We start from the raw sequence: 13,229 nt of genomic DNA, 5'->3' as shown, positions 1-13,229 counted from the left end.
CGATAGCGAACAGTCCGGTGCGACGTCATCGCGGCGTCGCGGATTATCTCTATGCAACTGCCGCGGATACCCACGGACTGCCACTACCGCGAAAGCGGCTGTGCACGGCGCACGTTGAGTCCCGGGCCAATGAGGAGATCAAATTGTGAAGAACAATTATTCGGCCAACAGTGACCCGGCTGCGACGAATGACTCATCGCAAGGCTATGAGGTCGGTTCGACATGGATCAACGTCGCTTCCGGCACCATCTGGCAGTGCCTGAGCGGCGCACGCGACGCGGCCGTGTGGATGAATTTCGGATCTGCATCCGCATCGATCCTCGTGCGTGCCCGCGCCAATCTCGCATCCAGGGCTCCAACGATCTATGACAATTTCGATGCTTCCAACGGGACGCCCGTGCAGGGGCGTGTCAGCCCGACCGGACAAACGTGGTTCTGCACTGGACCCGGCGTTTCAACGTTGCAGATTGTCGGCGCCCGCATGACGGCCCAGGACAACTGCTACAACTACCTGCCAGTCCAGCCCGGCACGTTTTATCGACAGTCAGAGGTCGTTTCCTTTCTGCCCGTCCCAGGCGGATCGGGCGACCGCGCCAATGCGAACTCAGTGATGTTCGCCTCTGCAGATACCCAGTTTACGGAAACGCAGGGCAAGTTCTTTCACGCGCAGGTGGCGGCTGATGGCTACACTCTGCAGCAAACCGCGACCGGAACGAAGGGTTTGGACGACGGCGTATTCGGTTTCGGCTTGTGGGAAACGCCGTGGCCGACCGACGGTACGCCGCTGAATTGTTCGATCGAGTATGATTTTGCCGGTCGAACGGCCACCATTTTCGGACCGGACGGACATTCCCACACGCATGCGTTTGCTGCCGCGAAGAAGGGTGACGTCGGGATCCAGCAATCCGACATCAACTATGTCGGCTGGCAGCTCGGTCAGACGTCGTTTTCCCTCTTCTACTGGATGGTCGAAAGCGGTCCCTCTTTTGCCGGCGCGCTTGCGTCCAGCGGCAATGCTGCTCCGATGGGTATCGTGTCACCGATTTACGGCTCCGGATTTCGCAGGCTCAAGCCTTTCTCGCTCAAGCTCGCGGGCGGCGGCAACGCCTGGTTTCGAGTGATGACGGGAGAAGCCAACGGCAATCCAAACTGCTCGAACTGGGCGATCGCAGGGACGATGCAGCTGGACGCAACCGACTTTAGTGGCGGTCTGGGCGGCTTGGCTTCCAATGCCTGGAAGTTCGACTGTACGTCGACGCTGGGTGGAAATTTCCCCTACCCGGACCCCATCCTGACGCACCGGCAGGGCATCGTGATGAACCAGGCCAACCTGATCACGCAGGCGCGGCTGTCCGTTTCAACGTCATACGCCCCGCCCCATGTCGCGCTGGACCTCTTCGTCGTGAACGGATCCCACGATCCGGCAACCGTCACAGGGATCTTTCAGGGATATGGTGAAATTCTTGCCGCGCCTATCCGCGATGTTTCCCCCCTCGACAGCACAAAGGTCGTGACACTGAATTTCGCCAACGGGACTTGATATCCAGGGGCGTAGCCAAGTCGTTGCCTGAGAGGGGTGGAGGTGTCACCCTTCAACGCGAAACCCATTTTCTGGCAACCGCGAACAGTTCAGTCGCAAGATTTCGAACCGCATTCTCTGCCTAGGCGATTTCCCGGGAGGGTACCGTTAGCGGTGTCGGTTCAACGGCGAGCGTCTTGTCGTCCTGGTGTGTGGGCCGCCGCAAAGAAAAGCTCTTTCGCAGCTTCAGTGCGGGCTTCTCGATGAAGTGCCAAGAGAAGGCCGCGAACAGTGCCGTCAGTACCAGGCTGGTGATGAAATTGAAGGCATTGCTGCGAATGTCCGGCAGCAGCCAATTCACAGTTTGCTGAATCGGGCAGGAATAAAGATAGATTCCGTAGGAGTAATCACCCGTGTTGAGAATCCCAAGCCTTGGAAGCGGCGTCAATCCCAAGAAGACCGTGACATAGGCCAGCATCGGTGTGGTTATGGCCTGGACGAGCACTGATGCAATCCAGTCTTGCGTCCCGATGAATTGGATCGCGGCAAGGCCGGCGAAGCAACCCGCCACGAGCGACCACCTGAGTGGTATCGCATGCCGGAATTGGTAGACGAGCAATCCAGCAAGAAACGCTGGAATAAGGCGCGCGGAGCCACGCTGGGCAAAGATGTAAGTGAGCGAGTCGAGAATGCGACCCGGATGCGGTGCCGTCAGTTGAAGCGCGATGCCGCCGGACACGACGAGAATTGTGAATGACAGCACCAAGAGAGGTCTCTTGAGCAGACCCAAGAGGATGATGGCTGACATGACGAGGTAGCAGAACATCTCATGCGGGACGGTCCACAGCGACCCGTTGACAATCCCCACCTCGTGCCCGTTGAGAAACCTCGTATAGTGGGCGTTCTCAAAGACGCCTGGCAGCTCGTATTGAATGAGACCGACAATGCTGAGGAAGTACCTGAAGAACCGTTCGTCGCTGAAATAGGAGGCGAGATCCAAGCTCGTCACGAGCGGTCCGAGAACCAGCGCCGAGAGAACGATTTCCACGACCAAGGCCGGCATGATCCGGAACCCGCGGTTCAGGATGAACGAGCTGAACGCGAGCCGTTGGGCGCTTCCCCCGATCAGGAAGCCGCTGAGAGCGAAGAACATCGGCAGGATCGAAAACTGAAACATCCAGACCGGATCGAGCGGTGACCACGTTCCGGTAATCAGCGGAGCGTGAATCAGCACGACGCTGACGGCCAGGAATATGCGCAGGAAATCAAAGCCAGGTCCAAATCCCTGAACCTCGTCTAATCGTTGGCCGATGGTCACGGAAGTCCTCTGAATTTCTTTATTGTCATGCCGTGAGTTTAATGAGCTCAGTCGCGGCCGTACCAAAAGCCACGTCATCTTTCGGGAGGGCGCCAAGTTGCATGAGATGGATCGCGCGCGTAATCCTTTGCAGCGCCTTTGCGAAGTTACGATGACACCGGCAAGGCGCTGCGCGTCGCACCAGCAACCTGCTCTCACCGTCAAATCAACAAGGGCGATTTGCGCGGGCGCAATGACAGGTCCTCGACTTGCCGCCCACCGATGGAGTCGAGGCCTTCGCCCTCCGAGCTTCGGCGGACACGTCACACGCCCCGGAATGACGGAGGCACGGTCTTGATCCTCACTACCAAATAAACCACCATCGTCCCTGACTGCTCACGGCAGAAGGGGCGAGGAAACGCGCATGAACGCAACTCCCGGGTTTGGCCTGGTCGAGCGGGCACGCGCCATCGCACCGCTGATTGCGGGCGAGGCGGAAGATATCGAGCGGACGCGACGGCTGACGCCCGCGGTCGTCAGCGCGCTGATCGAGAGCGGGCTCTATCGCGCGCTTTTGCCGCAGAGTCTCGGCGGTGCCGAGGCCCCCATCAACATCTTCATGCAGATGCTGGAGGAGCTCGCGAAGGCGGACGCCTCGACGGCCTGGTGTCTCGGCCAATGCAGCGTCTGCGCGATGATCGCAGCCTCGCTCGACCACCACACCGCAAATGAGATCTTCAACACAGCTCCCGGCATCCTCGCCTGGGGCGCGATCGCGCATGAGGCGCGTGCGGTCGAGGGCGGCTATCGCGTCACGGCGCGCTGGGATTTTGCCTCGGGTTCGCGGCAGGCGAGCTGGCTGGGGGCGCATGTCCGCATCCTCGGTACCGACGGGACGCCGCGCAGAAATGCCGACAGCTCGCCGGAGGTTCGCACCATCCTGTTTCCGGCTGCGAGCGCGGTGCTGCATGACGTCTGGCAGGCGATCGGGCTCGCCGGCACCGGCACGGATTCGTATGAGGTGAGCGACCTCTTCATTCCCGAGCGCTTCACGGCGTTCCGTGACGTGCCGTCGGCGCTGGTTGAGAAGGGCCCGCTCTACAGGATCGGCACCGGCTCGACCTTCAGCCTCGGCTTTGCCGCGGTCTCGTTGGGCGTCGCGCGCGCGACGCTGGATGCCGCCATCGCCTTGTCGCGGGCAAAGCACCAGTCGCTGGCAGCGAGCGTCATGCGCGACAACCAGGCTGTCCAGGGCCTGATCGGCCGCACCGAGGGGGACTTACGCGCCGCGCGCGCCTATCTCTATGCGACGGCGCTTGCTATGTGGCACGACCTCTGCGCGACCGGCGAGTTCAGCCCAGCGCAGCGGAGCGCGGTGCGGCTGGCCGCGACCTGGACGATCCATCAATCGGCGAAGGTGGTCGACGCGGCCTATCACATGGCCGGCGCGACAGCGGTGTTCCGCAGCAATCCGTTCGAGCGGCGGTTTCGCGACATGCACGCCATCGCGCAGCAGATCCAGGCGCGGGATACGCATTATGAGGATGTGGGGAAGGCGATTTTGGCGGAGGGGTGATGCGCGGCGGGCTTGCTCACCCTCTCCCCGTAAGAACGGGGCGAGGGAGTGAGAGAGCGACGCGTCCCTGACGCCGGTATCCGCTCAAGCCACCATCGCGGCATTCCCGTCCGCCCCATCGATGCCGCGCTGGGCGGCCAAGAGGCTGATGATCTCGGCGTTGGGTCGGGCCTTGCTGAACAGAAAGCCCTGGCCCTCGTCGCAGCCCTCAGCGCGGAGGCAGCTCAGCTCGGCTTCGGTCTCGACGCCCTCGGCGGTGATGGTGACGCCAAGGCCTTTGCCGAGGCTGACGATGGAGCGGATGATCGCCTGGGCCTCGCGGTTGGCGCCGAGATCGCGCACGAAGGATTGGTCGATCTTGATCTTGTCGAACGGGAAGCTGCGTAAGTAACTGAGGCTGGAATAGCCGGTGCCGAAATCGTCCATCGAGATGCGGACGCCGAGCGCGCGCAGCGCATGCAGCGTCGCCAGCACGTGCGCGCTTTTCTCCAAGAGCAGCGTCTCGGTGATCTCGAGCTCCAGCCGCCGCGCCGGCAGGCCGGAATGTTTCAGCGCGTCCGTCACCACCGAGAGCAGATTGCCGCTGCGGAACTGGAGCGGCGACAGGTTGACGGCGACGCGGACGTCGTCGGGCCAGGTCGCGGCATCCAGGCACGCGCGGCGCAGCATCAGGCCGCCGAGCGGATTGATCAGGCCGGTTTCCTCGGCGACCGGAATGAAGTCGGCTGGCGAGACCATGCCGCGCTCGGCATGCGGCCAGCGCACCAGCGCCTCGAAGCCGGTGATGCGGCCGCTCGAGAGATCGACCAGCGGCTGATAGTAGGGCCGCAGCACGTCGTTCTGGATCGCGTCGCGCAGCTCGACCTCGATCTTGCGCCGGCTCTGCGCCTTGGCATCGAGCGCGGCCTCGAAGAAGGCGAAGGTGCCGCGGGCATCGGCCTTGGCGCGCGACAGCGCCATGTCGGCGTTCTTGAGCAGCTTTTCGGAATCATCGCCGTCGCCGGGCGCCATCGCGATGCCGATGGAGGCGCCGATCACCACGGAATGGCCGTCGAGCAGATAGGGATCTGCGATGGCTTCCAGCAGGCGCTTTGCCAGCATCACCGCATCTTCCGGCCGGGCCAGACCGCTCTGCACGATCGCGAACTCGTCGGAGTTCAGCCGCGCCAGCGCGTCGTCCTCGCGCAAGGTCGAGCGCAGCCGCTTGGCCACGCCGCGCAGCAGCTTGTCGCCGACCGCGTGTCCCAGCGTGTCGTTGACCGCCTTGAAATTGTCGAGCCCCAGCATCAGCAGCGCGACCTTGTCGGAGCTGCGCCGCCTATGCAGCAGCATCTCGTCCACCTGCTGGCGCAGCAGATTGCGGTTGGGCAGGCCGGTCAGCCCGTCATGCTGGGCCATGAAGGCGAGCCGCGCCTCGGCGCGCTTGCGCTCGGTGATGTCCATCAGCGCAAGCAGCACCGCGGGCCGATCGGCATAGGTCAATTCGCGCGAATAGATCGCAAGGTCGATCAGCGCGCCGTCGGCCTTGACGTGCTTCCATGTGCGCGCGGCCTGCTCCTCGCTGGAGCGATCGGTGGTCCAGGGCGGCTCGCTGTCGAAAGCCTGCAACGAGCGGATCTTCAGCTTCTCGAACTCAGCGCGGCTATAGCCGTAATGGGAAATCGCGGCATCGTTGACGCCGAGGATGCGCTCGTCGTCGAGCGCACAGACGATCATGGGGACGGGATTGCCGTCGAACAGCAGGCGGAACGAGGCCTCGCGCTGCTTCAACTCGGTGATGTCGACGCGCAGGCCGACCACGCCGCCGTCGTCGGTCAGCCGCTCGTCGATCAGGATGACGCGGCCGTCCGCGAGCATCTGCTCGTGGCGTGCGCCGGGCTGATAGAGCTTCTGCAGCCGCTCGGCGATCCACTCGTCCTCGTGGCCGGCGGCCTCGGGATAGTCGCCACGCGCGACGCCGATGCGCAGCGTGTCCTCGAGGCGCGCGCCTTCCTCGAACAGATCGGCGGTCTTGCTGTAGATCTCGGCGTATTTCCTGTTCCAGAGCACGTAGCGGCCTTCGGCATCGAGAAACACGATGCCTTGCGGCAGGAGGTCGATGGCCTGGCGCAGGCGCTCATGGGATTTGCGGGCCTCGGCAATCGCGGCCTCCGCCTCGGCGCGGCGGTGCAGGAGTTCGTCGCGTTCGGAAACGGGTCGAGGCGCGCGCGCGAAGCGCGGCTTGCGCGGCTGTCGGCCAGCCCGGGCGAGCACGCCTCCCTTTCGCTTTGTTGTTTTTCGAGACCCCAAACTCAACTTGATACGTCCCAGTCGCGCCCAGTGGCCGCAAGTTTTGGGGCAAGTGTCTGAAAAAAAAGTAATCTTGGGCGGCTTGCCGGTCGGTCGCACGATCTGGTGGCCGCAGCAAAGCAGCCCTAATTGCCGCTTTGCGCGGCGCGGCAGCGCCGCCGGGCGCGCCAAGCCCATCACATCGTCGTCATCGGAGAACGCGATGGCGCAAAATTGCGCGCTGCCTTGAATCATTTCCGAGATCGCGCGCGAATGCATGCAGAAGGCAGCGAGCACGCCTCCCACGCACGAATTTTGGTCAATGCACGAGAGGGTTATCGCGTCGTTAAAAATCGGCCGGCCCCGCGTAGGGAACTGCGACTTTCGGACGATATTTCAGCCGAGGGATTGTTTCTTAACCCTGACATCCTGGCGCCGCGTTGGGTTATAAGGGTGACAGCATGAGTCCCCGCCGCCTCGCCCCTCTCCTGCTCGTCATGACGTTCCTGACCGCCGGCGCCGCGCTGGCCCAGGACAAGGGCAGCGTCAACCCAAAACCGCTGCCGCCGCTCGCCAATCCAAACGATCCCAGCATCGGCGCCAAGGAGCTGTTCGCGCGAAAGCTGCTGCCGTCGAAGGGAACGGCTCATGTCATCGGCTCCTACACCAAGGGCTGTATCGGCGGCGCCATGCAGATGCCGCTCAACGGCGACAATTGGCAGGTGATGCGGCTGTCGCGTAACCGCAATTACGGCCACCCCGACATGATCGCGCTGATCAAGCGGCTCGCCGCCAGGGCGCACAAGGACGCCGGATGGCCGGGCATTCTGGTCGGCGACATCGGCCAGCCGCGCGGCGGGCCGGCACTGTCGGGCCATGCCAGCCATCAAATTGGCCTGGATGCCGACATCTGGCTGACACCGATGCCGGACCGTCGCTTGTCGCGCGAGGAGCGCGAGGACATGTCGGCGGTGATGATGGTGCGCCAGGATCGGCTCGACATCGACCCCAAGGTGTTCACGCCTGCTCATGTTCTGGTGCTGCGCGACGCGGCGCAGGAGCCGGCGGTGCAGCGCATCTTCGTCAATCCCGCGATCAAGAGGGCGCTGTGCCGCGAGGCCAAGGGCGACCGCTCGTGGCTTTGGAAGATCCGGCCGTGGTGGGGCCACGACTATCACTTCCACATCCGCATGCGCTGCCCGGCGGGCTCGCGCGAATGCGAAGGCCAGTCGTCGCAATCCGAGGACGAAGGCTGCAACCCGTCCGACCTCGCCTACTGGTTCAGCGACGCCGTGCTGCATCCGAAGCCTCCGCCGGAGCCGCCGAAGCCAAAGCCGCCGATGACGCTGGCGCAGATGCCGGCGGCCTGCAAGGTGGTGCTGCACGCGGCGGATACGAAGCCGTAGGGCGTATTACAGCTTGGTAGCGTACGCTGCCGCCTCACCCACCGCCGTCGTCCCGGGGCGCGAAGCGAGCCCGGGACCCATAACCACAGGGAATGGTTGTTGCGCGAGGCGGTAACTCCGAGTCTTCGCCAAACACAATCCTGTGGCTATGGATCCCGGGCTCGCGCTGCGCGCGCCCCGGGATGACGAACTAGAGAGTTGGTGCGCCTCCCCTGGTGCGCTAGGATCGCTTCGCCGCTCGGCCGTAAGCCAGCGGCATTTCGGGATGCGCATCCCGCCGTTCAACAAGCCTGACCGCAAGCCCCGCATCGTTCGCGTGGCCAACGATGAGATTTGACATGCGCGTCCTCACCTTCCTCGCTGCGCTTTCGCTCGGTGCGACCACCGCTCTGGCTGCCGAAGAGCCCAGCGGCTGCGACAAGTTCAAATGGCCGATCGAGCGCGAGCGCGCTGCGCTCACTGCGCCGGATCGTGCCAAGCTCGCGACCGGAAGCGAGCAGGCGGCCCTGCCGTCGTCGGCCATTACGCTGGGGCTGGTTGCCCCCGCGGACGCGAAGCTGCCCACACCGCCGGAAAGGGCGCCGAAGGACGGCACCTTCGCGGGCTTCACCAGCATCAAGGCGCCGAAGGCCGGGCTCTATACGGTCAGCCTGTCCTCCGGGGCCTGGGTGGACGTGGTCCAGGACGGGCATTTCCTCAAGCCCGTGGCCTTCAGCGGCGCGACCGATTGCGACGGCATCCGCAAGACCGTGAAATACGAGCTGTCGGCGCAGCCTTTCGTGCTCCAGATCAGCGGTGCCAAGGACAATTCGCTGTCGATCGCGATCCTGCCGGCGCAATAAGGCTGCCCGGTTAGACAAACGGTCGCCTTTGACCTGAGGCGCCAGCCTGCTATCTTCGCAGCTGCGATATCCCTGCCGGCCGTAAGCCGTCGCGGGGCCCCCGTGGAACAGCGCTTCCGCCCGTCGCATCCGACCCAACCAACGCCAGATTTGCGCGTGCCTTTCGCGCGCGCGAGCTCGCACGGAGCGCACTCCATGATTCGTATTGCCGGACTTCTCACCGCCTTCGTGGTCCTCGCGGGCGCGAGCCTTTCGCCTGCTAGCGCCGAGGACAAGACCATCACCGTGTTCGCCGCAGCCTCGATGAAGAACGCGCTCGACGAGGTCGACGCCGCCTACACCGCCAAGACCGGCGTCAAGTTCAGCGTCAGCTATGCCGCAAGCTCGGTGCTCGCCAAGCAGATCGAGCAGGGCGCGCCGGCCGACGTGTTCGTCTCCGCCGACACCGACTGGATGGACTACGCCATCTCGAAAAAGACCATCAACGAACCGACCCGCGTCAATCTGCTCGGCAACAGCATCGTGCTGATCGCGCCGAAGGACTCCAAGATCGACAATGTCACGATCGCGCAAGGCTTTGATCTCGCCAAGCTCGCGGGCGACGGCAAGGTCGCGACTGGCGACGTCAAGTCCGTGCCGGTCGGCAAATACGCCAAGGCGGCGCTCGAGAAGCTGAGCGCCTGGCAGGCCGCCGAGCCGAAATTCGCCATGGCCGAGAGCGTCCGTGCTGCGCTGACGCTGGTCGCCCGCGGCGAGGCCAATCTCGGCATCGTCTATTCGACCGACGCCAAGGTCGAGCCGGGCGTCAAGACCGTCGGCACCTTCCCGGCGGATTCGCATCCCGCGATCATCTATCCCGTCGCCGCGACCACCACCGCGAAGGCCGAGACCAACGACTATCTCGCCTTCCTGCGCTCGACCGCAGCCAAGACCATTTTGGAAAAATACGGCTTCAAGTTCCTGGTAAGCCCGACAACCTGATTTTTCGTGCTCGAGATCTCTCCCGCCGAATGGACGGCGATCCTGCTCTCGCTCAGGGTCGCCGTCATTGCCACGCTGGTCGCAACGCCGTTCGGCATTGCGCTGGCATGGCTGCTTGCCCGCCATGACTTCTGGGGCAAATCGTTTCTCGACGCGGTGGTGCATCTGCCGCTGGTGCTGCCGCCTGTCGTCACCGGCTATCTCCTGCTCCTCACCTTCGGTCGCAAGGGACTCGTCGGCGGCTTCCTGGCCGAATACCTCGGCATCGTCTTCGCCTTCCGCTGGACCGGTGCCGCGCTCGCCTGTGGCATCATGTCGTTTCCGCTGCTGGTGCGCCCGATGCGGCTGTCGATCGAGGCGATCGACCGCCGGCTCGAGCAGGCCGCGGAGACGCTGGGAGCGGCGCCCTGGAAAGTCTTCTTCACGGTGACGCTGCCGCTGGCGCTGCCCGGCGTGCTCGCCGGCATGGTGCTGGGCTTTGCCAAGGCGATCGGCGAGTTCGGCGCGACCATCACCTTCGTCTCCAACATTCCCGGCGAGACCCAGACGATTTCTTCCGCGATCTATTCGCTGATCCAGACGCCCGATGGCGACGCGGCCGCGGGACGACTCGTGATCGTCTCGATCGTGCTGGCGCTCGGCGCGCTGATCGCCGCCGAATGGTTCGCCCGCCGCGCCACACAGCGCCTGCACGGGAACTGACCATGCTGCGCGTCGACATCGAAAAACAACTCGGCGAATTCTCGCTCTCCGCAACCTTCACCAGCGAAGGCCGCGTCATCGGCCTGTTCGGCGCGTCCGGTGCCGGCAAGAGCTCGCTGGTCAACATGATCGCAGGCCTGTTGCGGCCCGACCGCGGCACCATCGTGATCGATGGCGAGACCGTGGACGACACCGCGGCTGACATCCATGTGCCCACTTATCGCCGCCGCATCGGCTATGTGTTCCAGGACGCGCGGCTGTTTCCGCATCTCAACGTCGCGCAAAATCTCGACTATGGCCGGCGGATGAGCAGCCTCGCGCCCGATCCTGCCCAGCACAAGCGCGTCGTCGACCTGCTCGACATCGGCGCCCTGCTCGACCGTCGTCCCGGAAAACTCTCCGGCGGCGAACGGCAGCGCGTCGCGCTCGGGCGCGCGCTGCTGTCGAGGCCGCGCCTGCTGCTGCTCGACGAACCGCTCGGCGCTCTCGACGAGGGCCGCAAGCTGGAGATCCTGCCTTACTTAGTGCGGCTGCGCGACGAGGCCAATGTCCCCATGGTCTATGTCAGCCACGACGTCGCCGAATTGCGCCAGCTCGCGACGCAGATCGTGATGCTGAAGCAGGGCCGGGTGACGTCGTTCGGCGGGGTGAAGGTGCTGACGTGAGGGGCTCGTGCGGCTTGCTTCCGCCTCACCACCGCTGTCATGCCCCGGCTTGACCGGGGCATCCAGTACGCCGCGGCCTCTCGGTTCAATTACGACCGCCTCTGGAATACTGGATTGCCCGCCTTCGCGGGCAATGACACCGCGATTTTGGCGCACGCGGTACCCGCTCTCGCGACAGCTAAACCCCCGCCACCGACGTCCACAAATCCGCGAGCTTGCGCCGCAGCGCCTGCCGGCGCGTCAGCGGCGCGGGCGTTTCTTCGTCCTCCGGCAACCGCAGGCCGACGACGTTGACGCGGCCGCCGGAGATCGAGCGTGCGACCAGCACGATCTCGTCCAGCGGCAGCTCGGCGCCCTCCTTCGGCGCGCGGTCGAGATGGACGTCGAAATAGTCGGCGAGGGTCAGCTTGCCGTCATCCTCGCCGACCTTCACGCCGTAAATCCCGGCAAGCTCGGCCAGCGTGTGCTCGCCGGAGACCATGAAGTCGCCGAGCAGATGCGGATCCGGCGCCGAGCTCGGCTGCATGTCGACGAAGAAGCGGTCGAGCGACTCGGCCTTTTCCGGCGGGGCCAGTAGATAGATGTAGTCGCCGGGCGCGATCGGATCGGCTTCCGTCGGGGTCAAGATGTTCTCGTTGCGGATCACCAGCGTCGGCTTGGACCAGGACGGGATCAGACCGCGGCGGAAGTACAGGCTCTTGGGCCGCACCGGATAGCCGACGAGCTGCTGCTCGAGCTGGCCGGGCAGATCCAGCTCGACACGGCGCGGACCACGCTCGGCGCGCGGCAGCGCCACGTGCAGCTTGCGCGCGGCGGGCGCCAGCGTCCAGCCCTGCAGCAGGAGCGAGATGATGACGACGACGAAGGCAACATCGAAATAGAGATAGGCTTTCGACAGGCCGACCAGCATCGGGATCGACGCCAGGAAGATCGCGACCGCGCCGCGCAGGCCGGTCCAGGCGATGAAGATCTTCTCGCGCCAGTTGAAGCGAAACGGGGCCAGGCACACGAACACCGCGACCGGCCGCGCGACCAGCATCAGGACGAATGCGACCTCGACCGCCGGCAGCGCACTGGCGCCAAGCCGGCTCGGCGAGACCAGGAGGCCGAGCAGGACGAACATCACGATCTGCGCCAGCCAGGTCGCGGCATCCAGGAAGGCCACCACCGAATTATGCGCGCGGGTCGGGCGGTTGCCGATGATGATGCCGGCCAGGTAAACCGCAAGGAAGCCGGAGGCGTGCATGATCTGCGAGCCGCCGAAGATCACGAGCGCGCCCGTGGTCACGAACGGCGCATGCAGGCCCTGCGGCAGCGCCACCTGGTTGAGCGCGACGACGACGAGACGTCCCCCGACCACGCCGACGACGGCGCCCAGCACCGCCTCCTGGATGAACTCCATCGCCACATGCCCGGCCGAGCTCGATCCCAGCGAGATGTATTCGACCAGCATCAAGGTGAGGAAGATCGCGAAGGGGTCGTTGGTGCCGGATTCGGCCTCCAGCGTCGCGCCGACGCGCGGACGCAGGCGCAGGCCCTGGGTGTGCACCAGCAGGAACACTGCGGCCGCGTCGGTCGAGGCCACGACGGCACCGACCAGCAGCGATTCCGTCCAGTTGAGGTCGAGCGCGTATTTGGCGAACGGCGCCGTGATCAGCGCGGTCAGAAGCACCCCGACAGTCGCGAGCACGACGGAGGGCGCAAGCACGGTGCGGATGCTGGCAAAGCGCGTCTTCAGGCCGCCGTCGAACAGGATCAGGGCGAGCGCCACCGAGCCGACCAGATAGGTGGTGCGGACGTCGTCGAACTGCAGCTGCCCGGGGCCGGAATCGCCCGCGAGCATGCCGATGGCGAGGAAGACGAGCAGCAAGGGCGCGCCGAAGCGCAGAGCAAGCAGGCTCGACAGGATACCGGCCATGACGAGGACGGCGCCGAGCAATATGGCGAGGCTGACAGAGTCGAGGGAAGCCATC

Annotated in this window: 10 protein-coding genes; 7 read left to right on the top strand and 3 right to left on the bottom strand. The window is 64.6% G+C overall.

Going from position 1 to position 13,229, the window contains the following annotated elements:
- Window positions 1-145: 145 nt before the first annotated feature.
- Window positions 146-1,540: a hypothetical protein gene (locus ACKWRH_RS04130; protein WP_445219432.1), complete on the top strand. Its 1,395-nt coding sequence runs from the start codon at window positions 146-148 to the stop codon at window positions 1,538-1,540.
- A gap of 121 nt (window positions 1,541-1,661) precedes the next feature.
- Here ACKWRH_RS04130 and ACKWRH_RS04125 read toward each other — a convergent pair whose 3' ends face one another.
- Window positions 1,662-2,837, bottom strand: coding sequence for an acyltransferase family protein (locus ACKWRH_RS04125; RefSeq protein WP_445219431.1), 1,176 nt, complete (start codon window positions 2,835-2,837; stop codon window positions 1,662-1,664).
- A 403-nt stretch (window positions 2,838-3,240) separates the two neighbouring features.
- On the opposite strand from ACKWRH_RS04125, the gene ACKWRH_RS04120 reads away from it, so the two are divergent.
- A complete protein-coding gene (locus ACKWRH_RS04120; RefSeq protein WP_445219430.1) occupies window positions 3,241-4,392 on the top strand; it encodes an acyl-CoA dehydrogenase family protein in 1,152 nt (383 codons plus the stop codon).
- An 84-nt stretch (window positions 4,393-4,476) separates the two neighbouring features.
- Here the strand turns inward: ACKWRH_RS04120 and ACKWRH_RS04115 are convergent, their stop codons facing one another.
- Entirely contained in the window at window positions 4,477-6,645 is a 2,169-nt protein-coding gene (locus ACKWRH_RS04115; RefSeq protein WP_445219429.1) for a putative bifunctional diguanylate cyclase/phosphodiesterase, read from the bottom strand.
- 476 nt (window positions 6,646-7,121) lie between these two features.
- Here ACKWRH_RS04115 and mepA point away from each other — a divergent pair, with 476 nt between their 5' ends.
- The 5 genes from mepA (at window position 7,122) to modC (ending at window position 11,256) form a co-directional block, all read left to right on the top strand.
- The gene (gene mepA, locus ACKWRH_RS04110; protein WP_445219428.1) at window positions 7,122-8,066 is read left to right on the top strand and encodes a penicillin-insensitive murein endopeptidase; all 945 of its coding nucleotides are present in this window, start codon (window positions 7,122-7,124) and stop codon (window positions 8,064-8,066) included.
- A 338-nt stretch (window positions 8,067-8,404) separates the two neighbouring features.
- Window positions 8,405-8,908 (top strand): hypothetical protein, encoded by a 504-nt coding sequence (locus tag ACKWRH_RS04105; protein ID WP_445219427.1) that lies wholly within the window; start codon window positions 8,405-8,407, stop codon window positions 8,906-8,908.
- Between the two features lie 195 nt (window positions 8,909-9,103).
- Window positions 9,104-9,889, top strand: a complete 786-nt coding sequence (gene modA / locus ACKWRH_RS04100; protein ID WP_445219426.1) for a molybdate ABC transporter substrate-binding protein — start codon at window positions 9,104-9,106, stop codon at window positions 9,887-9,889.
- A 6-nt stretch (window positions 9,890-9,895) separates the two neighbouring features.
- Complete coding sequence (gene modB / locus ACKWRH_RS04095) at window positions 9,896-10,591, top strand: molybdate ABC transporter permease subunit (RefSeq protein ID WP_445219425.1); 696 nt, start codon at window positions 9,896-9,898, stop codon at window positions 10,589-10,591.
- Between the two features lie 2 nt (window positions 10,592-10,593).
- Entirely contained in the window at window positions 10,594-11,256 is a 663-nt protein-coding gene (gene modC / locus ACKWRH_RS04090) for a molybdenum ABC transporter ATP-binding protein (RefSeq protein ID WP_445219424.1), read from the top strand.
- 178 nt (window positions 11,257-11,434) lie between these two features.
- On the opposite strand, the gene ACKWRH_RS04085 is transcribed toward modC, so the two are convergent.
- The gene (locus tag ACKWRH_RS04085; protein WP_445219423.1) at window positions 11,435-13,228 is read right to left on the bottom strand and encodes a potassium/proton antiporter; all 1,794 of its coding nucleotides are present in this window, start codon (window positions 13,226-13,228) and stop codon (window positions 11,435-11,437) included.
- Between the last annotated feature and the right edge of the window lies 1 nt (window position 13,229).

Source organism: Bradyrhizobium sp. Pa8, assembly GCF_052588265.1.
Note: the sequence above shows the minus strand (reverse complement) of the source record. Positions and strands in the feature narration are given on the sequence as shown.

Excerpts from the sequence above, each read along its gene's own strand:
- mepA (WP_445219428.1), top strand. The coding sequence starts at position 7,122 with ATGAGTCCCCGCCGCCTCGCCCCTCTCCTGCTCGTCATGACGTTCCTG.
- modC (WP_445219424.1), top strand. The coding sequence starts at position 10,594 with ATGCTGCGCGTCGACATCGAAAAACAACTCGGCGAATTCTCGCTCTCC.
- ACKWRH_RS04105 (WP_445219427.1), top strand. The coding sequence starts at position 8,405 with ATGCGCGTCCTCACCTTCCTCGCTGCGCTTTCGCTCGGTGCGACCACC.
- modA (WP_445219426.1), top strand. The coding sequence starts at position 9,104 with ATGATTCGTATTGCCGGACTTCTCACCGCCTTCGTGGTCCTCGCGGGC.
- ACKWRH_RS04085 (WP_445219423.1), bottom strand. The coding sequence starts at position 13,228 with ATGGCTTCCCTCGACTCTGTCAGCCTCGCCATATTGCTCGGCGCCGTC.
- ACKWRH_RS04120 (WP_445219430.1), top strand. The coding sequence starts at position 3,241 with ATGAACGCAACTCCCGGGTTTGGCCTGGTCGAGCGGGCACGCGCCATC.